At 70.8% G+C, this 22,810-nt stretch carries 18 protein-coding genes and 3 pseudogenes; 7 read left to right on the forward strand and 14 right to left on the reverse strand.

The window, feature by feature from the left end; genetic code table 11:
* Window positions 1-3 precede the first annotated feature (3 nt).
* From NC7_RS14645 to NC7_RS30510, 8 genes and pseudogenes are all read right to left on the reverse strand, one after another.
* On the reverse strand, window positions 4-924 hold the full coding sequence (locus NC7_RS14645) for a glycosyltransferase family 9 protein (protein ID WP_067983293.1): 921 nt from the start codon (window positions 922-924) through the stop codon (window positions 4-6).
* Complete coding sequence (locus NC7_RS14650; protein WP_067983295.1) at window positions 915-1,880, reverse strand: PfkB family carbohydrate kinase; 966 nt, start codon at window positions 1,878-1,880, stop codon at window positions 915-917. Before NC7_RS14650 ends, NC7_RS14645 begins: the two co-directional genes overlap by 10 nt.
* Entirely contained in the window at window positions 1,877-2,488 is a 612-nt protein-coding gene (locus NC7_RS14655) for a D-sedoheptulose-7-phosphate isomerase (RefSeq protein WP_067983296.1), read from the reverse strand. Before NC7_RS14655 ends, NC7_RS14650 begins: the two co-directional genes overlap by 4 nt.
* Window positions 2,485-3,093 (reverse strand): D-glycero-alpha-D-manno-heptose-1,7-bisphosphate 7-phosphatase, encoded by a 609-nt coding sequence (locus NC7_RS14660; protein WP_084458524.1) that lies wholly within the window; start codon window positions 3,091-3,093, stop codon window positions 2,485-2,487. Before NC7_RS14660 ends, NC7_RS14655 begins: the two co-directional genes overlap by 4 nt.
* Entirely contained in the window at window positions 3,090-4,106 is a 1,017-nt protein-coding gene (locus NC7_RS14665; RefSeq protein ID WP_067983298.1) for a glycosyltransferase family 9 protein, read from the reverse strand. Before NC7_RS14665 ends, NC7_RS14660 begins: the two co-directional genes overlap by 4 nt.
* Window positions 4,103-4,978, reverse strand: a complete 876-nt coding sequence (locus NC7_RS14670) for a glycosyltransferase (protein WP_307613595.1) — start codon at window positions 4,976-4,978, stop codon at window positions 4,103-4,105. The genes NC7_RS14665 and NC7_RS14670 overlap by 4 nt, the downstream gene beginning before the upstream one ends.
* 96 nt (window positions 4,979-5,074) lie before the next feature.
* The gene (locus NC7_RS14675) at window positions 5,075-5,782 is read right to left on the reverse strand and encodes an SDR family oxidoreductase (RefSeq protein WP_373861254.1); all 708 of its coding nucleotides are present in this window, start codon (window positions 5,780-5,782) and stop codon (window positions 5,075-5,077) included.
* A gap of 21 nt (window positions 5,783-5,803) precedes the next feature.
* Window positions 5,804-7,011, reverse strand: a pseudogene (locus tag NC7_RS30510) (glycosyltransferase).
* 207 nt (window positions 7,012-7,218) lie between these two features.
* On the opposite strand from NC7_RS30510, the gene NC7_RS14685 reads away from it, so the two are divergent.
* Window positions 7,219-8,379, forward strand: coding sequence for a glycosyltransferase family 9 protein (locus tag NC7_RS14685; RefSeq protein WP_084458490.1), 1,161 nt, complete (start codon window positions 7,219-7,221; stop codon window positions 8,377-8,379).
* A 16-nt stretch (window positions 8,380-8,395) separates the two neighbouring features.
* Here NC7_RS14685 and rfaE2 read toward each other — a convergent pair whose 3' ends face one another.
* Both rfaE2 and NC7_RS30165 read right to left on the reverse strand, forming a co-directional pair.
* Window positions 8,396-9,310, reverse strand: coding sequence for a D-glycero-beta-D-manno-heptose 1-phosphate adenylyltransferase (gene rfaE2 / locus NC7_RS30160; protein ID WP_255285054.1), 915 nt, complete (start codon window positions 9,308-9,310; stop codon window positions 8,396-8,398).
* A complete protein-coding gene (locus NC7_RS30165) occupies window positions 9,256-9,879 on the reverse strand; it encodes a PfkB family carbohydrate kinase (RefSeq protein WP_255285055.1) in 624 nt (207 codons plus the stop codon). The genes rfaE2 and NC7_RS30165 overlap by 55 nt, the downstream gene beginning before the upstream one ends.
* 137 nt (window positions 9,880-10,016) lie before the next feature.
* Here NC7_RS30165 and NC7_RS14695 point away from each other — a divergent pair, with 137 nt between their 5' ends.
* Entirely contained in the window at window positions 10,017-11,099 is a 1,083-nt protein-coding gene (locus NC7_RS14695) for an NAD-dependent epimerase/dehydratase family protein (RefSeq protein WP_067983301.1), read from the forward strand.
* Window positions 11,100-11,102: 3 nt separating this feature from the next.
* On the opposite strand, the pseudogene NC7_RS14700 reads toward NC7_RS14695, so the two are convergent.
* Both NC7_RS14700 and NC7_RS14710 read right to left on the reverse strand, forming a co-directional pair.
* Window positions 11,103-12,270: pseudogene (locus NC7_RS14700) on the reverse strand (zinc-dependent alcohol dehydrogenase).
* Between the two features lie 795 nt (window positions 12,271-13,065).
* The gene (locus tag NC7_RS14710) at window positions 13,066-13,833 is read right to left on the reverse strand and encodes a uracil-DNA glycosylase (RefSeq protein WP_067983306.1); all 768 of its coding nucleotides are present in this window, start codon (window positions 13,831-13,833) and stop codon (window positions 13,066-13,068) included.
* 84 nt (window positions 13,834-13,917) lie between these two features.
* Between NC7_RS14710 and NC7_RS14715 the strand changes: the two genes are divergently transcribed.
* Complete coding sequence (locus NC7_RS14715; protein WP_067983737.1) at window positions 13,918-15,450, forward strand: carboxylesterase/lipase family protein; 1,533 nt, start codon at window positions 13,918-13,920, stop codon at window positions 15,448-15,450.
* Window positions 15,447-18,877 (forward strand): annotated as a pseudogene (car, locus tag NC7_RS14720) (carboxylic acid reductase). Before NC7_RS14715 ends, car begins: the two are co-directional and overlap by 4 nt.
* Here the strand turns inward: car and NC7_RS14725 are convergent.
* The gene (locus NC7_RS14725) at window positions 18,838-19,815 is read right to left on the reverse strand and encodes an oxygenase MpaB family protein (protein ID WP_067983308.1); all 978 of its coding nucleotides are present in this window, start codon (window positions 19,813-19,815) and stop codon (window positions 18,838-18,840) included. The pseudogene car and the gene NC7_RS14725 overlap by 40 nt on opposite strands.
* A gap of 119 nt (window positions 19,816-19,934) precedes the next feature.
* Between NC7_RS14725 and NC7_RS30385 the strand changes: the two genes are divergently transcribed.
* Window positions 19,935-20,576: a TetR family transcriptional regulator gene (locus NC7_RS30385; RefSeq protein ID WP_067983310.1), complete on the forward strand. Its 642-nt coding sequence runs from the start codon at window positions 19,935-19,937 to the stop codon at window positions 20,574-20,576.
* A 2-nt stretch (window positions 20,577-20,578) separates the two neighbouring features.
* On the opposite strand, the gene NC7_RS14735 is transcribed toward NC7_RS30385, so the two are convergent.
* Window positions 20,579-21,130 (reverse strand): TetR family transcriptional regulator, encoded by a 552-nt coding sequence (locus NC7_RS14735; protein WP_067983312.1) that lies wholly within the window; start codon window positions 21,128-21,130, stop codon window positions 20,579-20,581.
* Window positions 21,131-21,223: 93 nt separating this feature from the next.
* On the opposite strand from NC7_RS14735, the gene NC7_RS14740 reads away from it, so the two are divergent.
* Together NC7_RS14740 and NC7_RS14745 are read left to right on the forward strand one after the other, a co-directional pair.
* Window positions 21,224-21,691, forward strand: a complete 468-nt coding sequence (locus NC7_RS14740) for a DUF4334 domain-containing protein (RefSeq protein ID WP_067983314.1) — start codon at window positions 21,224-21,226, stop codon at window positions 21,689-21,691.
* Window positions 21,691-22,779 carry an NAD(P)-dependent alcohol dehydrogenase gene (locus NC7_RS14745; RefSeq protein ID WP_067983316.1) on the forward strand — a complete coding sequence of 363 codons (1,089 nt, stop codon included), beginning with the start codon at window positions 21,691-21,693 and terminating at the stop codon, window positions 22,777-22,779. Before NC7_RS14740 ends, NC7_RS14745 begins: the two co-directional genes overlap by 1 nt.
* The last annotated feature ends 31 nt before the right edge of the window (window positions 22,780-22,810 follow it).

Below are 22,810 nucleotides of genomic sequence, written 5' to 3' on the forward strand. Positions count from 1 at the left end.
GGGTCAGGTTTCGCGCAGCTGTGTTTCCACGGCCGCGATGACCTGGGTGGCGGTCAGGGCGAGTAGACCGGGGTCGGGGGTGTCGGCGAACGGGTCGCCGGGTAGCCCTGCCCACAGCGCGTGGTGTCGCCGCAGGTATGGAGGGGGTCCCCACTGGGCCGGGGAGACGGGACCGAACAGCAGGACCAAGGGGGTGGACACGGCGGTGGCCAGGTGTCCGACGCCCGTGTCGGCGCTGACCAGCAGACGGGCTCCTGCCACGAGGTGGACGAGTTCGTCGATGCTGTGGTCGCCCGCGCGCGAGGCCGATGCGGGCAGCCCGGCCAGCATGGCGACGGTGTCGGTGAGGGGGCGTTCGTCCGCGCTGCCGGTGAGCACCACGGTGAATCCGCGTTCGCGCAGATGGGCGGCGACGGCACCGAAGTGGTCGAGGGGCCAGCGTCGGGCGGGCGCCGACGCACCGGGGTGGACGATGACGTGGCCGAGTCGGGGTGCGTCGACGGCCAGCTCCAGTCGGTTGCGGTCGGTGGGAACGGCTGCCCATTCGAGCAGTCGGCACCAGCGGTCGACTTCGTGCGGCGACGGATCCCACGCGGGCCCGGCCAGGTGGGGAAACTCGGGATGCGCGTGGGTGAGCAGGGTGCCCGGGCGGGTGGCGGCCAGCGCGGTGATGCTCTGGGGACCGCTGCCGTGCAGGTTGACGGCCAGCTCGGGCGGTGGGCCTGGCCATTCGAAGGCGGCGAGGTCGGAGGTGGGGTGGAGGGCGTCGGCGCAGTCGGCGCGTTTCAGCAGTGGCTGCAACGACGCGGGGGCGGCGACCACGAGCCGGTCGTCGGGGTGGGCGGCGCGCAGGGCCCGCAGCGCGGGCAACCCGGTGAGCAGGTCGCCGATGCCGAGGGCCCGCAGCGCCAGGATCACCGCCACCCGACCACCTCGACCATGGTGTTCCCCAGGGGCGGTTCGGGTTCGGCGAGCGAGGAGGCGGCACCGTTGCCGACGAAGTCGGCGGCCGCGCTCACCGCGTGGCGCACCGCGGGCTCGGTCGACTCGCCTTCGGCCAGCACCACGGTGACCGCCGCGGCGAACCGGTCACCGGCACCGCAGATGTCGACGCCCTCGGGTGCACGGCAGCCCGGCGGTACCTGGATGCGCAGCCCGGCGGGAAATTCCGCGCCGCACAGGTAGGCGCCGTCGGGTCCGAGCGTCACCGCGACAGCGTGGGCCGACCACAGGCGGGCCAGGGTGCTGGTGTCGCGGATCGTCGAGGCCGAATCGAGGAGCCGCAATGCCTCGCTGCGGTTCGGGGTGACGATGGCGGTGTCGGGGATCGGCAGCGAACCCAGCGGATGCGGATCCCACACCACCGGGATACGCGGCGCGAGCGTGCGCAGCAGGCCACGGATCTGCGGGTGTGCGGTCATGCCGCGGCCGTAGTCGGACACCAGCACCCCGGAGGCGCGGGCCAGGACGCTGTCGATATCAGTGGGGATCGGCCCGGGCGCCACTTTCCCGGTGCCCGAATCGCAGCGGGCGATCACTACGGGCTCGTCGCTGTCGGTGCAGCGGCCGTCGGCGCGCACGCGCTGCTTGCACACCGTCGACCCGTGCAACGGCACGGCGATGACCTGCACGTACGGCTCGAGCAGGGCACGCAACTGGTGTCCGGCGTGGTCGTTGGCGAAGCCGCCGACCAGGACCACCTCGTCGGCGTCACCCGCGGCGAGGCGAGCGGCCAGGCCTGCCCCGCCGGGCCGGTAGCGGGTGGTGGTGACGTCGACGATCGGGGCGTCGTCCTGGCTGTAGCGTTCGCAGTGACCGTCGACGTCGATGTCGAGGAAGACGTCACCGAGCACGACGATCGGTCCGGGGTGGGCGGTCACAGTGCCTCCAAGGCGGCGTCGAGGGCGGTGCACAGGGCGTGGGCGAGCACGAGATGTATTTCCTGGACGGTGGCGACGGTGTCGGCTTCGACCGCGATGGCGTCGTCGCAGACCGAGGCGAGGGTGTTGGGTGGTGGTCCGGTCAGCGCCCAGGTGGTGATGCCCATTTCGTGCGCGGTCTTGGCGGTGGCGACGACGTTCGGGCTGGTGCCGCTGGTGGAGAGCACCACCAGGGCGTCGCCCGGTCGGCCGTGGGCGCGCAGTTGGCGGGCGAACATCTCCTCGATGCCGTAGTCGTTGGCGATGGCGGTGGTCGCGGAGGTGTCGCAGTGCAGGGCGATCGCGGCCAGCGGGCGGCGTTCGGCGCGGAAACGGCCGGTGAGTTCGGCGCTCAGATGCTGGGCTTCGGCGGCGCTGCCACCGTTTCCACAGGCGAACAGCCGACTGTTGCGTTGGTAGATGTCGGTGAGTTGTTCGCCCCACGACCAGATGCGTCGGATCGCGGCGGTGCGGTTGCGTTCCAGGGCGACACCGAGCGCACCGAAATGCTGTTCCAGATCCGACCCGGTCTCGGGGACCAGGTGCTGGGTGCCGGGCGAGTCGTTCATGGCGCGAGCTCCTTTCGGGTGGCGCCCGCCATGGCCAGGGCGACGGCGGTCGGCAGATCGGGGGCGACCAGGGCGGTGGCGTGGGCGTGGTCGATCTCCGCGCGGCGCGTCACCGGGGTCGGCACCAGGATCGCGGCGCATCCGGCGGCCTGGGCGGCGGCGATGTCGGCACCGATGTCGCCGATCAGGACACAGTCGGCGGCCGCGACACCGAGTTCGGCCGTGGCGCGAAGGATCATGCCGGGAGCCGGTTTCCGGCAAGCGCAGCTGTCGTCGGGTCCGTGCGGGCAGATCTGCCAGGTGTCGAAGGAGCCGAGTAGTTGTTCGACGGCGGTGTTGACCGCGCGGACCTGGTTGTAGGTGATGAGGCCGCGGGCGATGCCGGACTGGTTGCTCACCACCCCGAGTGGGATGTTCTCGGCGCGTAGTCGGGTCAGTGCGTCGACGGCACCGGGCACGGGACGCACCAGCGTCGGGTCGCCGAGATAGGGGACGTCGTCGATCAGCGTCGCATCGCGATCGAAGAGCACCGCCGCCGGTGGGGAGGACCGCGACCGGCCGTTTCGAGCGGATCCGTTCGTCCGCGTCAGTGACCAGGTGTTCATGCGGGCCGCCTCGTGTCGGCTGGTGGGACGCACAAGGCGTCGACCGCGTCGACGATCTCCTCGGAGGTGATGGTGTCGAGGCACGGGTGTCCCGGAACCGGGCAGGTGCGGGCTCTGGTGCCTTCGCATGCGGCGGAGCGGCCGAGCACGACGGCGGGAACACCGTAGGGCGCCCACCGGGCGGCGGGGACGACCGGCGCGAACAGGGAGACCACGGGTGTGCCGACCGCGACGGCACGATGCGCGGGCCCGGTGTTCGGCGCGACGACGACCTCGGCGTCGCGCAGGATCGCCGCCAGCGTGGCCAGGTCCGTGCGGCCGCCGAGGTCGGTGGCGAGCCCGTCGGCGACGACGGCGGTGTGCTCGTCGGGCCCACCGGTGACCAGTACCCGGTATCCGGCCCGGACCAGCGCTGCCACATGTCTTCTCATGCGCTCGGGGGCGGGGCGGCGGGCAGGTACGGCGGCGCCGGGATGGACGACGATGTAGCCGGGTCCGCCGGTGCGGGCGGTGACATCGGGTAGCAGGTCTTCGCGGATCCGGAGCCGGTCGCCGTCGCCGGTGAACCCGGCGGCCTCGGCCAGGGCCAGATTGCGGACCTGTTCGGGCCGGTCCTCGTCGCGGGTGTCGCGCACATCGAGCAGTGCGCCGGGGTAGTCGATGCTGATGCCCGCGATGCGACCGACCCCGGCCATGCGCAGCACCAGTGCCAACGGCAGCGGCGACTGGTGGAACGAGGTGAAGACGACGGCTCCGGTCGGTGCGACGGCGCGGATGGTGTCGAGCAGTGCGTCGATGACGTCTCCGGTGACCGGGGGCGCGTCGAAATCGACCCATCCGGCGTGGAATTCGACGACCTCGTCCACGCCGGGCAGCAGGTCGGCCGCGGCGGCACCGCGTGGTCCGGCGAGGAAGGTGACCCGGTCGGCGCCCGCCGCGATCGCGCGGACGGCGGGCCCGGTGAGCAGAACGTCGCCCGCGCTGTCGAGTCTGGCCACCAGGACATGCCTCATCGGCGCGCGCCCGCCACGGTGTCGGTGAGCAGTTCGTTCCAGCGTTCGACGAACTGATCGATACCGAAATGGGTTTGCGCCCACTGCCGGGCGGCCTTGCCGGTGAGCTGGGCCAGATCCGGTTCGGCCACGAAACGGTGCAGTGCGGTGGCCAGGGCCGACACATCGGTGGACACCACCCCGGCCTCGGGCGGGATCGCGGCGGCCGCCTCGGTGGTGGCCACGGCGACGACCGGCATCCCCAGATGCATGGCCTCGAGTACCGACAGGCCGAGCGAGGTCCAGCGTGGGGTGTGGACGAATACGCGGCGGCGGGCGACTTCGACGTGGAGTCGGTCCTGTCGCAGGTCGCCGTGCCCGCAGACGCGGTCGTGAGGTCGATCGAGGGCGGTGTGGACGTGGTCGGTTTCCATGCCGAACACGTCTATCGGGGTGGTGTCGGAGAGTTCGGCGAGCAGGTCGGTGCCGGTGACCCGCCAGCGGCGCACCGGTTCGTTGACGATCGTCGCGGCCCGTTCGAGTTCGCCGGTGTAGAGGGGGCCGGGATCGAGGACGCCGTGCGGGACGACGCGCACCCTGGTGTGCCCGTTGTCCCACATCAACCGGTTGAACTCGGTGACATGGACGAGCGTCAGATCGTCGCGGTCGGCCATCGGATGCCGGGTCGTCGCGGCGTGCCCGGACGGGGTGTTGTGCTCGACGTAGATCATCGGGACGTCGACACCGGGGGTGCGGCCGAGCCAGCGCTGGGCCAGTTCCAGTTCGCGGGGGCGTTGGATCACCACGACATCCACGTGTTCGTCGGCGAGCGCCTCGGGGGTATCTCTTCGGCGGCGACCGGCCACGGTCGTCCGCAGCGGCCGAGGGCCCACCCGCCCCAGCGTGGGTCGTGCGGAATCAGGTAGCGGTGGGTCCCTGGACGAACGAGCTCATCCAGGACCCGTGCACGTGCCAGGCCAGGATCGTCGTCATGGCCACGACGGCTCCGTCGACGGGCACACCATGAGTTCGCGTACCTGGCAGCCCGGTGGTTGGGAGAGCGCGAAGACGACCGCGGCGGCGACGTCTTCGGGGCGGTTGAGTTTCGCGTCGGCCGGTGGCTGGTACTGCGGGGTCCGGTCGTCGAAGAACGCGGTGTCCATGCCGCCGGGCACCAGCAGCGTGACACCGACCTCGCCCGCGGTTTCGGCGGCCAGGGCGCGGGTGAAGCCGACGACCCCGAATTTCGACGCGCAATAGGCGGTGGCGTCGGGCAACGCCCGCATGCCGAGGGTGGAAGCGCAGGTGACGACGGTGCCCCGGCTCGCACGCAGGGCGGGCAGTGCCGCGCGGACGACCGCGGCGGTGCCGAACAGATTCACCTTGACCACATTCTCCCACTTGTCGGCCGATACACCGTCGAGCGGACCGCAGGCGTCGGTCCCCGCGGCGGTGAACACCGCGTCGAGGCGGCCACCGGTGCGGCGGAGTACGCGTTCGACGGCGACCGTCGCCGCGTCGGTGTCGGCGAGATCTGTTTGCTCCCAGTCGATTCCGTCGGCGGGGGCGTTGCGGTCGAGTACGACGGGGGTGCCGCCCGCGGCGCGGATCGCGGCGACGGTCGCGGCGCCGAGACCTGAGGATCCGCCGGTGACGAGGACGGTGCCGAGCGGGCGTGTTGTCGGATTCACGGGGATGGAACTCCTTTCAACGCGGGGTCATGCCGACATCGCGGCCCGGTCGACGCGGCGCGCGGATACCTTGCGGTAGGCGGTGAGGGTTCGGGTGGCGACCCGCTCCCAGGAGTAGGTGTTCTCGGCTCGGCGGCGGCCGGCCGTGCCTCGGGTGGCGGCCAGTCGCGGGTTGTCGAGCAGTGGGCGGATCGCGGCGGCCAGGACCTCGGGGGAGTTGGGTGGCACCAGGGCGCCGGTGGCATCGTCGACGACGGTGTCGAGCATGCCGCCGACAGCGGTGGCGACCACGGGTCGCGCGCAGCCCATCGCCTCGAGCGGCATGATGCCGAACGGTTCGTACCAGGGTGTGCAGGCCACGACGTCGGCGGAACGGATCAATTCGGGCATGGCGGTGTGCTCGACCGAACCGCGCAGGTGCACACGGTCGCCGACGCCGACGCGTTGCGCGCAGCCGCGCAGCCGCCGCGCCTCGGCATGGGGTCTGCCCTTGTCGTCGGCGCCGCCGACGACGACCAGTTCGGTGTCGGGTAACTCGCGTAGGGCGGCGATGGCCAGGTCGTAGCCTTTGCGCGGCACCATCCGCCCGACCGACAGGATGCGGTGCGGTGCGCCGCGTTCGGCGACCGGGCCGTCGGGGTGAACAGATCCAGGTCGACACCGCACGGAACCACCGACACGTGATGCGGTGGCACACCCATCTTGCTCAGTTCGCCGACCTCGTCGGAGCAGGTGGCGATGACCCGCGCCGACCGCGACGCGACCAGGCGTTCGATGCGGATGCGGGCGGGTGGGCTGGTGTCGGCGCGGCCCTGGTACCGGTGTTTGACGGTGCCGAGCGCGTGGAAGGTGACCAGGACGGGGATGCCGGTGCCGTGGGCGGCGAGTTCGGCGGCCATCCCCGACATCCAGAAGTGGGCGTGCACCACGTCGGGGTGTTCGCGGGCCCAGTCGTCGCGCAGAAACGCCGCGAATTCGCCCAGGTGCGGCAGGATTTCGTCCTTGGGGATCGGACGTGGAGGGCCCGCGGGGACGTGGACGACGCGGTAGCCGTCGTCGGTGTGGACGGTGCGCTCATCGTAGGTGCCGTCGTGCCTGGTGTAGACGATCACGTCGTGCCCGCCCCGGGCGAGAGTGGCCGAGAGGGCGGCGACGTGGACGTTCTGGCCCCCGGCATCGGTGCCACCCAGCGGCGCCAGCGGACTCGCGTGTTCGGAAATCATGGCGATCTTCAACGCGGACTCCGTTCGTCGGGCGAGCGGCGGCCGGGAAGTGCACCGCCTTGCGGGGCTGACCGGTTTCTCGCTGTGCGCTATGCCCTGCGAAGACCAGCCCAAACAGCGGCATGCCGGATTCGCCGCCGCTGTTTCAGGGCGGGGCGGCGGGGTACTGCGGCCGAAGCGATCACCGCCACCGAGGAACGTCGGGTAAGGAGTGCCGAGATGACGACCGTGTCCGGCGAGAGCGTTTTCGGGCCGATCGCACCGCCGTTCCCGGAGGTCGAACGCATCGTGGTACTCCGTGGCGGCGGTCTTGGCGACCTGTTGCTCGCCCTGCCCGCGATCCAGGCGTTGGGCGCGGCCTACCCGTCGGCACGGATCACCCTGTTCGGTTCGGCGCTGCATGCCGCGCTGCTGCGATCACGGCCGGGGCCGGTGCACGACGTCCGGGTGCTGCCACCACCGAACTCACCCGCCGAGGACGCGCTGCTCGACGAAACCGCGAGGGAGCGTGTCGATCTCGGGGTTCAGCTGCACGGCGGTGGGGCCTGGTCGAACCGGTTCCTTCGTCGCACGGGAGCTCGGTGGACGGTCGGTTCCCGGGCCGACGGGGCGATCGGGCTGACCAGGACCACCCCGTTCCGGTACTACCAGCACGAGATGATCCGTGCGCTCGAAGTGGTCGGGTTGGCCGGGGCCGCGCCGGTCACGCTCGAACCGAGGATCACCGTCACCGCCGACGACGAGGCCGCGGGCGAACGTCTCGTCGGGTCGGCGTCGGGTCCGGTGGTGACCGTGCACCCGTCGGCGACCGACCCTCGAAGGCGCTGGCCCGCAAGCAAATTCGCCGAAGTCATCGAGCATTGTGTACGGGCAGGGGCCGATGTCGAGGTGATCGGTGCCAACGACGACCGTCCGCTGTTGCGCGAAATCCTCGACCGGGTGGGCGGTTGCGACACCCGCCGCGTGCACTGCCTCGTCGATGCCGACATGACCGAACTGTGCGGGTTGCTCACGCGCACCACGGTTTTCGTCGGCAACGACAGTGGGCCACGGCACCTGGCCAAAGCGCTCTGCATCCCGACGGTCGGGATCTTCTGGATCGGCAATCTCGTCAACGCCGGTCCGCTCAATCGGGCCAACGATCGGGTGCTGACCGCCTGGACCACCCGCTGCCAGCTCTGTGGGGCCACCCTCACCGACGAGGGCGCCCCGCGCTGCGAGCACGACAACTCGATCGTCGCCTCGGTCACCGTCGAGGATGTGTGCCGTGAGGTGGACGAACTCCTCACCGCCGCCACCGTGGTCACTTCGCTGCGGCCGGAACGTCGCTGGCGTGCGGCGATCAGCCTGGACGCCACGGTCGGCGACCGTCGGCGATGATGCCGAGCCGACCGACTCACCGTTCCCCGACGCGGCCGCGGATTCGGTCGATCATCGTGGTCGTCGAATGGTCGGCCAGGTAGTCCAGAACCCGGACCTGCCCGCCGTATTCCGTGACCACCGCGGTCTCGGGCAGCATCTCGGGGCTGTAGTCGCCGCCCTTGACATAGAGCTGGGGCTCGGTGGCGCGCAACAGTTCGGCGGGGGTGTCCTCGTCGAAGACGGTCACGTGGTCCACACAGCTCAGGGCAGCCAGCACCGCACACCGGTCGCCCGCGGTGTTCACCGGTCGTTCGGGGCCCTTGAGGCTGCGCACGCTGCTGTCGGAGTTCACCGCGACCACCAGGATGTCGCCGAGGTTCTTGGCCTCGTTGAGGCAGGCGATGTGACCGGCGTGCAGCACGTCGAAGCAACCGTTGGTGAACACCACCCGCGCACCCGAGGCCCGCTCGCGGCGCACCGTCGCGACGAACTGATCGCGCGAGAGCACCCCGGAGCCCTCGCCGCCGAGGCGGGCGCGCAGCTCGGGACAGCGGCACACCGAGGTGCCGGGACTGCGCAGCACCACATCGGCGGCCGCCTGGGCGAACTCGACCGCGCCGGTCAGCGGCATCGCGTCGAGGACGGCGGCGGTGAGGGCGGCGACGAAGGTGTCACCGGCACCGGCGCAGCGGTTCTCCGGCACCGCGACCGCCCAGGTGCGGTGCGCGGGCTTGCCGTCCACGAGCAGCACGGTGCCGTCCTTGTCGAGGGTCACCACCACCGCGCCCGCCCCGGTGCGGGCCATGAGCTCGGCACGGTGGTCGACGAACGACCCCGCACGGTCGGTGCCGACACTCGTGTCGAGCAGCGCCGCCGCCTCCTCGGCGTTGGGAGTCACCAGATCGGGGCGCAGTGACTGCCAGCGGGCCGGTGCGTGTGCGTCGAGCACCAGCAGGGGAGGCTGTCGCGGCGGGCGCACAGCGCGGCACGGACGGTGTCGTCGAGGGTGGCGCCGTAATCGCAGATCAGCAGGGCGTCGGCGTCGGCGAGGGCGGTGTCGAGCGCGGCGAGCAGGGCGGTGGTGTCGGTGGGTGCCGTGGCGCGGTCCTCGTCGTAGCGCAGCAGGATCTGCTCGTCGGCCAGCACCCGCACCTTCAGCTCGGTGTGCCGGGCGGGGTCGGCGAGCAGGGTGTCGGTGTCCACGCCCGCGTGACGTAGCGAATCGCGCAGCGTGGCACCCGCTTCGTCGTCGCCGACCGCGGCGACCAGCCGCACTCGGGCGCCGAGGGCGGCGAGGTTGACCACCGTATTCGCCGCCGCACCAGGCACTTTCGCGGTGTCGGCGACATCGACCACCGGCACCGGGCCTTCCCGGCACAACCGGTGACAGCGACCCCACTTCCACACGTCGAGCACCGCGTCACCGAGCACGACGACGCGGGGGCGGCGCGCGGCGACGTGATCGACGGATTCGGGGCCGGGCCCACGGAAGCTCGGATCGATCTGGTCGAACGGCATGAGCGTCCTCCCTCGGACGGTGGTCGTCGACGAGGCGATTCCACGTGCGCGGCGCGTCAAACAGATCGGGTCGGAGCGGTGTCGGCGGCGCGGGCGCGGGTAATGGCCAGGGTGCGAACCGAGCCGAGGAGGGTGCGATGCGGGTGGTCGTGGTTGGCGCGACGGGCAATGTCGGCACCGCGGTGGTCGAGGCACTGACCGCCACACCGGCGGTGACGTCGGTGCTGGGAATGGCGCGACGCAGACCCGAGCGTGGGCTCGGCGGCGTCGACTGGGTCGGCGCCGATGTCCGCGATGCCGACCTGGTCTCGCTGTTCCTCGGTGCCGACGCCGTGGTGCACCTGGCCTGGGTGTTCCAGCCGACGCACCGACCGCTCGATACCTGGCACACCAATGTCGACGGCACCGAGCGGGTGCTCGCCGCCGTCGCCGAGGCCGAGGTCCCCGCCGTGATCTGCGCCTCCTCGGTCGGTGCGTACGCACCGCGCGACGACGACGAACCCGTCACCGAGAACTGGGCGACCGAAGGCTGGCCCGCCGCCGCGTACATGGCCGAGAAGTCGTATGTCGAGCGGTTGCTCGACATCTTCGAACGCGACAACCCCGACGTCCGAGTGGTGCGGATGCGTCCGGCGTTCACCTTCCAATACGCCTCGGCCAGCTCACAGCGTCGTCTGTTCGCCGGGCCGCTGCTGCCCAACCCGTTGCTGCGACCCGGTGTGCTGCCCGTGCTGCCGTACCCGTGGGGGCTGCGGTTCCAGGCGCTGCACAGCAGCGATGTGGGGCGCGCCTACGCCCTGGCGGTGACCGAGCAGGTGCGGGGCGCGTTCAATCTGGCCGCCGACGATGTCATCGACCGTGCCGCGCTCACCCGCATCCTGCGCACCAGAACGTTCCCCGTCCCACCCCGCGTTGTGAAAGCCGTGCTCACCCTCGGCTGGTGGTTTCGCTTGGTCCCGGCCACCCCGGAACTGTTCGACGCGATGATGCACCTCCCGCTGCTCGACACCACCCGGGCCCGCACCGAACTCGGATGGGCACCGAGGATCAGCGCCGCCGACGCCCTCACCGAGGTGCTGCACGGATTCGGCGACGGGGCGGGCGGTGACACCCCACCGCTGGCCGCCGACGCGGGCGGCACCCTGCGCTACCGCGAGTTCGCCTCCGGCGTCGGCGGACACGACCCGGTCGACCAGCTCACCCGCCACGCGCACCGCTGACGTTCACGGCCGAAAGACCGCGCGCACGCAATCGCTCTTGTCGTTCTTGAAGATGTCGTAGCCGGTGACCGCCTCCGCCAAGGGCAGGTCGTGGGTGATCAGGTACGAGGGTCCAGCTGTCCGCTGGTGATGAAATCGAACATGCGGGCCACGTCGCGCTGCCCGGACTGTTGGGCCGTGCGCAAGGTGAGCCCTTGTTGGTGAGCACACCCATCGGGAATTTGTCGGTGACGCCGTACACACCGAGCACCGACACCACCCCCGTCTTGCGGCACGCCATGATCGCCTCACGCAACGCGGTGGCCCGGTCGGTTTCCAGGCGCAACAGTTGCTTGGCCCGATCGTAGAGGTGCTGGACGCCGGTGCCGTTGGCTTCCATCCCGACCGCGTCGATGCACGCGTCGGGGCCTCGACCGCCGGTCATCTCGCGCAGCGTCGCGGGCACGCTGTCGACAGCGGTGTAGTCGACGGTCTCGGCGCCCGCGTGGCGGCGGGCCAGGTCGAGACGTTCGGGGACACGGTCGATCACGATCACCCGGCCCGCGCCGAGCAGGCGGCTGGTGTGGGCGGCCATCAACCCGACGCCACCGCTGCCCCAGACCGCGACGGTGTCGCCGGGGGAGATGTCGCAGAAGTCGGCGCCCATCAGCCCGGTCGGCAGCGCGTCGGAACAGAACAGGGCCTGCTCGTCGGTGATCGACTCGGGAATCGGGAAACAGTTCACCTCGCCGAAAGGCACCCGGATGTATTCGGCGTGCGAGCCCTGATAGCCGCCGAAGGGATGGGTGTAGCCGTAGATCCCGCCCGACGGGAAACCCAGGATCGGTTGTTGCAGTGCGGCGTTCGGGTTGGTGGTGTCGCAGGCGGAAAAGTGTCGTGTCCCGCAGTACCAGCACGCGCCGCAGCCGATGAACGACGGAACGACCACCCGGTCACCGACGGCGATCCGCGCCACCTCGCTGCCGATCTCGAGCACCTCGCCCATGAACTCGTGCCCGATCACATCGCCTTCGCGCATGCCGGGCAGGTAGCCGTCGATGAAATGCAGATCCGAACCGCAGGTGGTGCTCAACCGAACCGCGACGATCACATCGTGCGGATTCACCAGGCGGGGGTCGGGCACCGTCTCCACGGCCAGGTCGTTCACGCCGTTCCAGCACAGTGCGCGCATCAGTCTCCTGCTCGCGTCCGCTCGGATTGTGGGTCAGTGTCGGCGCCTCCCCGGTCTGCAGAATCGCGCGCGCCCGATAGAGGGCGGTGAACGCGGCATGGCCGGTGAGCTGTTTCGGCAGCGGGCTGGTGACGCGGATGGTCACCTCGGTACCGAGGTCGCCGGGGGCGTCGGCGAAGGTCAGCCGGATCTGGGACCGGCCAGCCGCGTCGCGACCGCCGACGAAGCGGATCTCGCCGGGAGCGCGCACCGTGCGACTCACCCACCGCGCGGCGGCGGCGGTGTTTTCCACGAACGACCACGTCAAGCGGTCCGGGGCGGTCGATTCCACGTGGGCGATACCGGCCAGCGCGGCGGACAGGTTCGCCGGATCGAGCCAGAACTGCTCGACCGTCGCCCGCGGACACGCGATCGTCACCGCGTGCACACTGGCCCCCGCCGTCGGCGCGACCCGATGCGGCAACTGCCCGAGCCGGTCCTCGACCCAGGTCACAGCGCACCGGTTTCCGGCTGCGAATGGTCCCGTTCGACGGTCATCGTGCCTCCCTGCCGATCAGCGGTGTCGGATCCTGTTCACCGCGCGCTTACCCGGCCTCGCCCACCCGAACCACCACGACGGAATCGCCTGATCTGGCAGGTCAGGGGTGTTCGGGCGGATAGGTGACCGTCGTTCCGTCGACGCGGGCGAAGGAGGTCAGGTGGTGCTCGGGGGCCCGGGTCGGGGTCATGATGTCGCGGACGTCGACACCTCGTACCAGCAGCGCGTCGCCGACCAGGGACTCGGCGGGTCCGGGGTCAGCTGTCGGCGATGGACTTGGCCCGCCGCAGCACCTCTTGCACCATGGCGGGGGTGAGCATGCCGGTGAAGGTGTTGCGCTGGCTGACGTGGTAGCAGCCGAGCACCGTCACCGTTCGTCCGTCGGGGTGGGTGAGGAGCACCTGCGCGCCGTGGCCGAAACGGGGACGCGGGCGGGGGATCGTCCACCCGCCCTCGGCGAGCGCGGTGAACAAGGCCTGCCACCCGAACGCCCCGAGCACGACGATCACCTTCACGGTGTCGGCGAGCAGTTCCAGCTCCCGGCTCAGATACGGCGCGCAGCGCAGTGTTTCGTCACGGGTCGGTTTGTTCTGCGGCGGTGCGCAGTGTACGGGGGCGGTGACGCGCAGGTCGATCAGTTCGATTCCGTCGTCGGCCCGCACCGGATGCGCACCGGTCGACAGGCCGACCGCGTGCAGGGCGGCGAACAGTACGTTGCCGCTCTCGTCACCGGTGAACATGCGTCCGGTCCGGTTGCCGCCGTGGGCGGCCGGTGCCAACCCGACCACGAGGATGCGGGCGTCGTCGGGGCCGAAACCGGGCACCGGTCTGCCCCAGTAGTCCTCGTCGCGGAAGGCGGCCCGCTTCACCCGCGCCACCTCCTCGCGCCAGGCGACAAGACGTGGGCAGGCCCGGCACGAGGACACCAGGGCGTCGAGTGCGGCGACAGTGCGCACGGTACCCGCCGCGAGGGGCGCCTGCTCGGGATCGACCTGGGGCGGATCACGCCTCGATTCGGCGGCCATCACCCCATCCTAAGTGGTGGGAATCCGGTGCCGGTCGCACCGAACGACCCACGCGGTACCAGCGGTACCACGTACTGTGAAGGAATGACGCCCCTCGAGATCGTGACCGCCGACGGAGTCGTGCGCGGTCGAGCGGGCCGCAGTGTCGTGCGCTGGCGCGCCCTCCCGTACGCGGCCCCTCCTGTCGGTGACCTGCGCCTGCGCGCACCTCAGCCGGTGCGCCCCTGGACCGGTGTGCGCGACGCCGACCGGTTCCGGTTCGCGGCGATCCAGCACCCCAGTGGTGCCCGCGTCGGGCCGCGCACGTGGCAACCGGTGGCCGAGGACTGCCTCACCCTCAACGTCACCGCACCGGTCGCGCCCGCGCGGAGCCCGCGCCCGGTGATGGTGTTCATCCACGGCGGCGGCTACGTCATCGGCACCTCCAGCATGTACTCCGGCGCCCGCCTGGCCGTTCGCGGCGACGTGATCGTGGTGTCGGTGAACTACCGGCTCGGTGGGCTCGGTTACGTCGACTTCAGCGAATTCTCCACGCCGGAGCGCCCTTTCGACGCGAACCTCGGATTGCGTGACCAGGTGGCCGCGCTGCGGTGGGTGCGGGACAACATCGGCGCCTTCGGCGGCGACCCGGACAATGTGACGATCTTCGGCGAATCGGCGGGCGCGCACGCGGTGATCAGCCTGATGGCCACCCCCGCCGCGCGTGGCCTGTTCCATCGCGCCATCGCCCAGAGCGCCCCCGCCGACTGGACGTTGCGCCCCGAGGACGCGCAGCGCTTCGCCCGCCGCTGCCTGCAGCGCCTCGGCGCCGACCCGGCCGACGCCGTCACCGCCCTCACCACGACCTCGGCCGGTGCCCTGTGCCGCGCCACCGACCGCGCCCTGGGCCGGGCCCTGCGCGAGGAACCGGGCAGCTTCGCCTACGCACCCGTCGCCGACGGCGAGTTCCTGCCCGAGGCGCCGCTGGACGCGATCGTCGCCGGTCGCGCGCACCCGGTGCCGCTGATCATCGGAACCAACCGCGACGAGGCGACCCTGTTCCAGCGTTTCGTGAAGTCGGTACCGCACACCGAGGACCAGCTCACCACCACCTTCGCCCGCTGCGAAGCCGGTGCCCTCGAACGGGTCGCCGCCTGTTATCCCGGCTACCCGAGCCCGGCGACCGCTGTCCGCATCGGCGGTGACTTCATGTTCCTGCGTCCAACCCTCGAGGTCCTCGACGGACACAGCCCGCACGCGCCCACCTACGCCTACCGTTTCGACTTCGCCCCGCGCGCACTGCGGTTGGCCGGTTTCGGCGCCACCCACGCCCTGGATCTGATCCCCGTCTTCGGCTGGGTGAACACCCCGGCCGGGCGCATGCTGACCGCGGCGGGCGGATACCGGGCCTTCCTCGCCGTCCAGCGCGCCATGCAGGACAACTGGCTCAGTTTCGCCCGCACCGGCAGCCCCCTGCCCACCTGGCCCGCCTACACCGCCGACCACCGAGCCACCCAGATCTTCGACCACCCCTCGCGTGTGCTGATCGATCCCGAACCGGCCATCCGCCGCGCCTGGCGCGGGGTGCGCGTCGCGACCCCGACCGACGGGCAGTCCAGGACGGAGAACGCGGGGTGAGCCTCGATCAGGACACCGGTGCGCGGCGGCTCACCGCGCTGCTCACCGAGGACCCGCAGGTTCGAGCCGCACGTCCCCTCGGCGACGTGCACGCCCGCGTGACCGCTCCCGGATCGCCGCTCGGCGCGATCGTCGAGGCGGCGATGACCGGGTACGCCGACCGGCCCGCCCTCGGGTTCCGGCGCACCGAACTCGTGCCCGACCCACACGGTGCGACGGTCCGGCGGACGGTCGCCGAGTTCGAGGTGATCACCTACCGCACGCTGTGGGAGCGGGCCCGGGCCGTCGCCGCGGCGTGGTACGCCGACGGGGTACGGGCGGGGGACTTCGTGGCGATGCTCGGGTTCACCGGTGTCGACTACACGGTGCTCGACCTGGCCGTCATCCACCTCGGTGCCGTGGCGGTGCCGCTGCAGTCGGGGGCCGGTGCCGCCCAGACCCGCGCGATTCTGGACGAGACCACGCCGAAGGTCGTCGCCGTCGACATCGGGCATCTGGGAACGGCCGTCGAGGTGCTCGCCGCCGCAACCGCGCCGCCGATGCTGGTGGTCTTCGACTACTTCGCCGACGACGACAGCCACCGCGAGGCACTCGGCGCCGCCCGCGACACCGTGCCCGACATCCGCACTCTTGCCGAGGTGCTCGCGCACGGGTCCCGCGTCACTCCCGCCCCGCACGTGGAACCCGACGACGACGCGCTGGCCCTGCTGATCTACACCTCCGGCAGCACCGGCACACCCAAGGGCGCGATGTACACGCGGCGTCTCGTCGCGGCCGGGTGGCAGCCGACGCGACCGTACGCCGTGATCAACGTGAACTTCCTGCCGATGAGTCACATCGCGGCCAGGCTCACCCTCGACGCCGCCCTCGCTCGCGGCGGCACCGCCTACTTCACGGCCGCACCGGATATTTCGACCCTGTTCGAGGACATCGCGCTGGTGCGGCCCACCGAGATCTTCCTCGTCCCGCGCGTGTGCGAGCTGATCCAGCAGCACTACCGCGACGTCCGCGAACGCCATCCCGAACTCACCGACGACCAGGTGCGGACCTCGCTGCGCGAAGAACTCCTCGGCGGGCGCCTGCTGACCGTCTCCTGTGGCAGCGCCCCCATCGCCGCGGACCTGTGCGCGTTCGTCGAATCCGTGCTCGAGCTGCGCCTGCACGACGGGTACGGCTCGACCGAGACCGGCGGTGGAGTCATCTTCGACACTCGCGTGATGCGCCCACCGGTGCTGGACTACAAGCTCGTCGACGTGCCCGAACTCGGCTATTTCGGTACCGACAAGCCGTATCCTCGAGGCGAACTGCTCCTCAAGACAACCACCATGATCGCCGGTTACTACCGGCGCCCCGAGGCCACCGCGGCGGTCTTCGACGCCGACGGTTTCTGCCGCACCGGCGACATCGTCGCCGAACTCGGCCCGACCGGCTGACCTATGTCGACCGACGCAACAATGTCATCAAGCTGTCCCAGGGTGAATTCGTGACGGTCTCGCGCCTGGAAGCGGTGTTCGCCGAGACGGAGGCGATCCAGCAGATCTACGTGTACGGCAGCAGTGATCGCGCGTTCCTGCTCGCCGTCGTCGTCCCGGCCAGCACCGTGCCCGCCGAGCGGGCCGAGGCCACGATCCGCGACGCCCTGCACCGGGCGGCGGCGCGAGCGCGGCTGGAACCGTACGAGATCCCACGCGCGTTCCTCATCGAGCCCGAACCGTTCACCGTCGCCGACGGGCTGCTCTCCGGGGTGGGGAAGTTGTTGCGCCCCAAGCTCAAACAACGGTACGGGCCACGCTTGGAAGAGCTCTACAACGAGCTCGCCGACCGCCAGGACGACGAACTGCGACGATTGCGGCTCGAGGCGTCCGGTCTGGCCATCTCCGACATCGTCGTCAGGGCCGCGGGTGCGGTGCTCGGCCGCGATCCCGCCACCGTGCGTACCGACACCCGATTCTCCGATCTCGGTGGGGATTCGCTGGCGGCGCTGTCGTATTCGACGCTGCTGCGGGAACTGCTCGATGTCGATGTTCCCGTCAACGTCCTGCTCGGCCCCGACAACACCCTGGCCGCCCTCATCGACCACATCAGCACGGGTGCGGCGACCCTCGACGCCGACGCGGTCCACGGTCGCGGCGCCACCGAGATCCGGGCGGCGGAGCTGACCCTGGACAAGTTCCTCGACACCGGCACCCTCGGCACGGCCCCCGGCCTGCCGAGAGCCGCGACACCCGCACGGACCGTGCTGCTCACCGGCGCCAACGGCTACCTCGGCCGGTTCCTGCTGCTCGAGTTGCTCGACCGTGTCGTCCCGCTCGGTGGCACCGTGATCTGCGTGGTGCGCGGCGCCGATCCCGCGTCGGCCCGCGCCCGCCTCGACGCGGCCTACGACAGCGACCCCGACCTTGCCGAACACTTCCGTGACCTCGCCGACCGGGCCCTCGAGGTACTGCCCGGTGACATCGGCGCACCCGAACTCGGTCTGCCCCGACAGCAGTGGCAGCGGCTGGCGCGCGACGTCGACCTGATCGTGCACTCGGCGGCTCTGGTCAACCACGTGTTGCCGTACCACCAGTTGTTCGGACCCAATGTGGTCGGCACCGCCGAGATCATCCGGTTGGCCGCCACCACCACCCGCAAGCCGGTCGGGTACCTGTCCACGGTGGCCGTCGCCGCCCAGGCCACGGACTTCACCGAAGACGGTGACGTGCGGACCATGAGCCCCGTGCGCCGCCTCGACACCGGCTACGCCAATGGCTACGGCAACAGCAAATGGGCCGGTGAGGTGCTGCTACGGGAAGCGGCCGACCGGTTCGGGCTGGCGGTCACGGTGTTCCGGTCGGACATGATCCTGGCCCACAGCCGCTACCGTGGACAGCTCAACGTGCCCGACGTGTTCACCCGACTGCTGCTCAGCGTCCTCATCACCGGGCTGGCGCCGAAGTCGTTCTACCGCACCGACTCCGAAGGCCGACGGCAGCGCGCCCACTACGACGGGCTGCCCGCCGATTTCGTCGCCGCCGCCGTCGCCGCGCTCGCCCCGACCACCGGATTCCGCACCTACGATGTGGTGAACCCGCACGACGACGGGATCGGCCTCGACGACTTCGTCGACTGGCTGATCGAAGCCGGACATCACATCACCCGCGTCGAGGACTACGACGACTGGCACGACCGCTTCGCCACCGCCCTGGGTGCGCTGCCCGCAGCGCAACGCCGACACACCCTGTTGCCGTTGCTGCACGCCTACCGTCACCCGGTCCGTCCCCTGGCCGGTTCGGCGTTGCCCGCCGACGGATTCCGCGCCGCCGTCCAGGACGCCGACATCGTCGGCGCCCCGGACATCCCGAGGCTGGGCCGCGAACTGATCGCCAAGTACGTGCGCGACCTGGTTCAGCTGCGGATGCTGGCCACCGGCTCGGGCTCGGCGTAGCGGACCGGGCGCAGCGCCGGGTCGGGCGCGAACGACGTGAGCCCGACCCGGCGGTACTTCGCGGCCAACCGTTCGTAGCGGCGACGGTTACGCGCCATCGGGGAATCGGTGACGGTGGCGGGCAACCGGTCGAAGACGGTGCGTAGCACCGCGGTGAGCAGCCGGAACTCGAGGTCGTGACGCGCTGTCCAGGTGATCGGCATGCGGTCGCGCACCCGAGGATGCATGATGCCGCAGCCGAGCAACATCACCACGTGACTGAACATCGGGGCACCGGCGCGCCACAGCGGTCCGGCGAGGGCGGGAACGAAATCCGGCCGGGGCCCCTCGCGCACCGAAACGGTGGCGGCGACCAGCGCATCGGTGATGCGCAGTTCCTCGGTGGCCATGCGTTCGTAGTGGGCGACCAGGTCGGTGTAGTCCTCGATCGGGGTGTTGTGGCCGCGCAGGTGCAGGCCGCGAGTCTTGTAGCGGTAGTGGTCCCAGATGGCCTGATTCTGCGCGAGCGTCGGTTCGGTGCCGGTCAACGCGATGTAGGCGCCGCGCTGGACGAAGAAGGTGGAGTACAGAATCCAGTTCCAGGCCTGCGGCTCCAGCGCCGAATAGCGTTGCCCGTCGGGGCCGACGCCCTTGACCTCGCGGTGCAGCAGCATCAGACGCTCGGCCTCGGCGGCCGCGTCGGCGTCGGTGCCGTGGTAGATGAGCTGGTCGGCGGCCGCGGTGCGCACCGCCCGCGCCCACGGCTGGTACCGCGACCGTCCCGTCGCCTCGAGTGCGGCCGACACCGGTGGCAGCATCGGCTGGTCGAACAGCCCGACGCCGAACAGTCCGAACAGCACCGAACCGCCCACTCGCTCGAATCTCTCGACCGCGGCCGAGACATCGTGCGGGAGACCGGCGGCCGACGACGTCGGTTCATGAGGCACGGGACACGTCATGGGTGAACTCCTTTGTTCCAGCGCCCGGACCGCACGGGCCCGGACGGCACACCTCCGCAATTCTGGTGCCGTGCGACACCAGAAACTCGTGTGGTGTCAGGGTGCACCACAATAGGGGCATGGTCAAGAGCGAGGACACCGCGACATCCCCCCGCACCTACGGGGGAGTGGCCGCCGACGAGCGCCGCGCCCGCCGACGCGCGGCCCTGCTCGACGCCGCCCTCGACCTGCTCGCCGCCGACGGCGCGGCCGCTGTCACCAAACGCGCGGTCTGCGCCCGGGCCAAGCTCAACGACCGCTACTTCTACGAACAGTTCACCGATCGCGACGCCCTGCTCACCGCCCTGGTCGAGGACCACACCGCCGAGGGCATCGTCGCCGTCGTCGCCGCCACACACGCGGCCGGACCCGACATCCACAGCCAGGTCCACGCCGCCGCCGACGCCGCGCTCGGCTTCCTGCTCGACGACCCACGCAGACACGCCCTGCTGCTCAACGCCCACAGCACCGAAGCCCTGCAGCGGGCCCGGCTCGCCACCCAGCACGCCATCGCCCGCGCCATGGCCACCGTCAGCCGCGAACTGCGCCCGTCACCGGTGGCACTGCCCCTGGACACCGACATGGCCGCCTATACCGTGGTCAGCGGCACCCTCGAACTCGTCGCGGCCTGGTTGCGCGGCGAATTCGACACCACCCGAGACCATCTCACCGACCTGATCGCCCGCCAATTGCTGCACGTCGACACCGTCCCCGGTGCCTGAGCTCAGGGGGCGACCATGCGCGCCGCCGCGAGGACGGTCGCCGCACGCTGTGTCGCCACATGCGCGCCACCGGCCTGGGCGGCATGTACGGCAGTCGTGCGGGCCAGGTCGGTGAGCATGCGCAGCAGCAGCGCCGCCGGGATATCGGGGGTCACGAGCCCCGCGTGTTGCCCGCGCCGCAACTCGGCCAACTTGCCTGCGACCATCGTGCGCAACGCGCGTGCCACCTCTTCCTCGGCGGGCTCGAGATCGGCCCAGGCCTGCAGGCGCGCGTCGTCGGGATTGGCGAGGAAATGATCGAAGAGCCGCCCGACGTAACCGGGCAGATCCTCGGCGCGCATGGCCGTTCGCGAAGAAGCCTCGCTGGCCCAGCGTTCGGTGACGGCGGCGTAGAGCTCCTTCTTGCCGGGGAAATAGGCGTAGAGGCGGTCCTTGCTGGCGTGCGCGGCCTCGGCGATCCGGTTGATCCGCGCACCGGCGATCCCGAACTCGGCGAATTCCGCCTTGGCCGCGGCGAGAATTCGCTCCCTGGTTGCCTCACCTGCCGCTCGCATGCGCTGGATGTTACCTCTTGCCGAACCATCTGGTTCGGAACTATGGTCAATCCCGAACCACCTGGTTCGGGTAACGGCGAGACGAGGACACCCATGGCCGAACAGCCGCGCTGGCAACAACTCCGGGCACAGACCGAGGCAGTCTCCGCCGCCGAACTCGACGAGATATGGACGCGGCTACGCCCGGCCCGCGCCGAGGACATCCTCGGCCAGTGGCGGGGCGGGGCGTTCCAAACCGGTCACCCACTGTGCCGGGCCCTGCCCGCCAGCCGCTGGTACGGCAAGAACTTCCTGGCCCTCGACGACGCCAAACCGCTGATCTGTCGCGCCGAGGACGGCACCCTGTTCTCCAACGTCGAGATGGGGCAGGGCGAGGCGACGCTGTGGAACATCGAGTTCCGCGGTGAGGTCACCGCGACGATGGTCTACGACGGTCGCCCGGTGTTCGACCACTTCAAATGGCTCGATGACAACACCCTGATGGGCATCATGAACGGCCGCTCCGAGCTGGTGCTCAAGGGCGGTCAGTACTTCTACTTCCTGCTGGAACGGGACAGCTGATGCGCACCACCGCCGTGCTCTCGCGTGATCCCTCGGCGGAGTTCTCCGTCGAGGCGGTCGACATCGACGAGCCACGCGCCGGGGAGATCCTGGTCCGCACGGCCGCCACCGGCATCTGCCACACCGACCTGGCCACCCGACGTGCCGGTGCGGCGGACCGGCCGATCCTGCTCGGCCACGAAGGCGCGGGCGTGGTCGAGGCGGTCGGCCCCGGCGTGCGCACGGTCCGGCCCGGCGATTACGTGGTACTCACCTTCCGGCACTGCGGCGACTGCGCCAACTGCGGCGCGGGCCGACCCGCCTACTGCCTGCACGCGACCACGCTGAACAACTTCGGCCGCCGCGCCCACGACACCCCACGGGTCCTGGTCGACGGGTCGCCGGTGCTGTCCGGCTTCTTCGGGCAGTCGAGCCTGGCCGGTTACGCGCTGAGCACCGAGGACAACACCGTCGTCGTCGACCCCACCGTCGATCCGGCGCTGGCCGCCCCGTTGGGGTGCGGCTTCCAGACCGGGGCGGGCGCTGTTCTCAACGTCCTCCGCCCCCGACCCGGTGCCCGCCTCGCGGTCTACGGTGCGGGCGCGGTCGGCATGGCCGCCCTGCTCGCCGCGCGCACCGTGGACGACGTCGACGTCATCGTCATCGAAACCTCCTCGGCGCGCCGGGAACTCGCCCTCGAGCTCGGCGCCTGCGCCGCGCTCGACCCGGCCGAGGAGACGACGGCGGCGCGGGTACGGGAACTCACCGGCGGCGGCGCGACACACGCCGTCGACACCACCGGAATCCCGGCCGTGCTCGGCGACGCCGTCGCCGCACTCGGCATCGGTGCCACCGTGGTCGCCCTCGGCCTCGGCCGGGGCACCCCACCCCTCGATGTCGGCGATATCGTCTTGCAGGGCAAGACGATTCGCGGCTGCCTCGAAGGCGACAGCATCGCCGCCACCTTCATCCCCCACCTGCTCGACCTGCACGCACAGGGCCGCTTCCCCATCGAGCGACTCGTGAGCCGCTACCACGCCCACGACATCGCCGCCGCTCTACACGATCAGCGCACCGGTAAAGTCATCAAGCCGGTGCTGACATGGTGAACGGCCCGACCCGCGAGACCGAGGACAACGC

The sequence above is a fragment of the Nocardia caishijiensis NBRC 108228 genome, assembly GCF_001612825.1.
Taxonomy (GTDB): Bacteria; Actinomycetota; Actinomycetes; order Mycobacteriales; family Mycobacteriaceae; genus Nocardia; species Nocardia caishijiensis.

Coding starts and splice junctions, on each gene's coding strand:
- NC7_RS14740 (WP_067983314.1), top strand. CDS start 21,224: ATGGCCGAACAGCCGCGCTGGCAACAACTCCGGGCACAGACCGAGGCA.
- NC7_RS30165 (WP_255285055.1), bottom strand. CDS start 9,879: ATGCCGTTCGACCAGATCGATCCGAGCTTCCGTGGGCCCGGCCCCGAA.
- NC7_RS14735 (WP_067983312.1), bottom strand. CDS start 21,130: ATGCGAGCGGCAGGTGAGGCAACCAGGGAGCGAATTCTCGCCGCGGCC.
- NC7_RS14715 (WP_067983737.1), top strand. CDS start 13,918: ATGACGCCCCTCGAGATCGTGACCGCCGACGGAGTCGTGCGCGGTCGA.
- NC7_RS14660 (WP_084458524.1), bottom strand. CDS start 3,093: ATGAACACCTGGTCACTGACGCGGACGAACGGATCCGCTCGAAACGGC.
- NC7_RS30385 (WP_067983310.1), top strand. CDS start 19,935: ATGGTCAAGAGCGAGGACACCGCGACATCCCCCCGCACCTACGGGGGA.
- NC7_RS14725 (WP_067983308.1), bottom strand. CDS start 19,815: ATGACGTGTCCCGTGCCTCATGAACCGACGTCGTCGGCCGCCGGTCTC.
- NC7_RS14685 (WP_084458490.1), top strand. CDS start 7,219: ATGACGACCGTGTCCGGCGAGAGCGTTTTCGGGCCGATCGCACCGCCG.
- NC7_RS14655 (WP_067983296.1), bottom strand. CDS start 2,488: ATGAACGACTCGCCCGGCACCCAGCACCTGGTCCCCGAGACCGGGTCG.
- NC7_RS14745 (WP_067983316.1), top strand. CDS start 21,691: ATGCGCACCACCGCCGTGCTCTCGCGTGATCCCTCGGCGGAGTTCTCC.
- NC7_RS14665 (WP_067983298.1), bottom strand. CDS start 4,106: ATGAGGCATGTCCTGGTGGCCAGACTCGACAGCGCGGGCGACGTTCTG.
- NC7_RS14710 (WP_067983306.1), bottom strand. CDS start 13,833: ATGGCCGCCGAATCGAGGCGTGATCCGCCCCAGGTCGATCCCGAGCAG.
- NC7_RS14695 (WP_067983301.1), top strand. CDS start 10,017: ATGCGGGTGGTCGTGGTTGGCGCGACGGGCAATGTCGGCACCGCGGTG.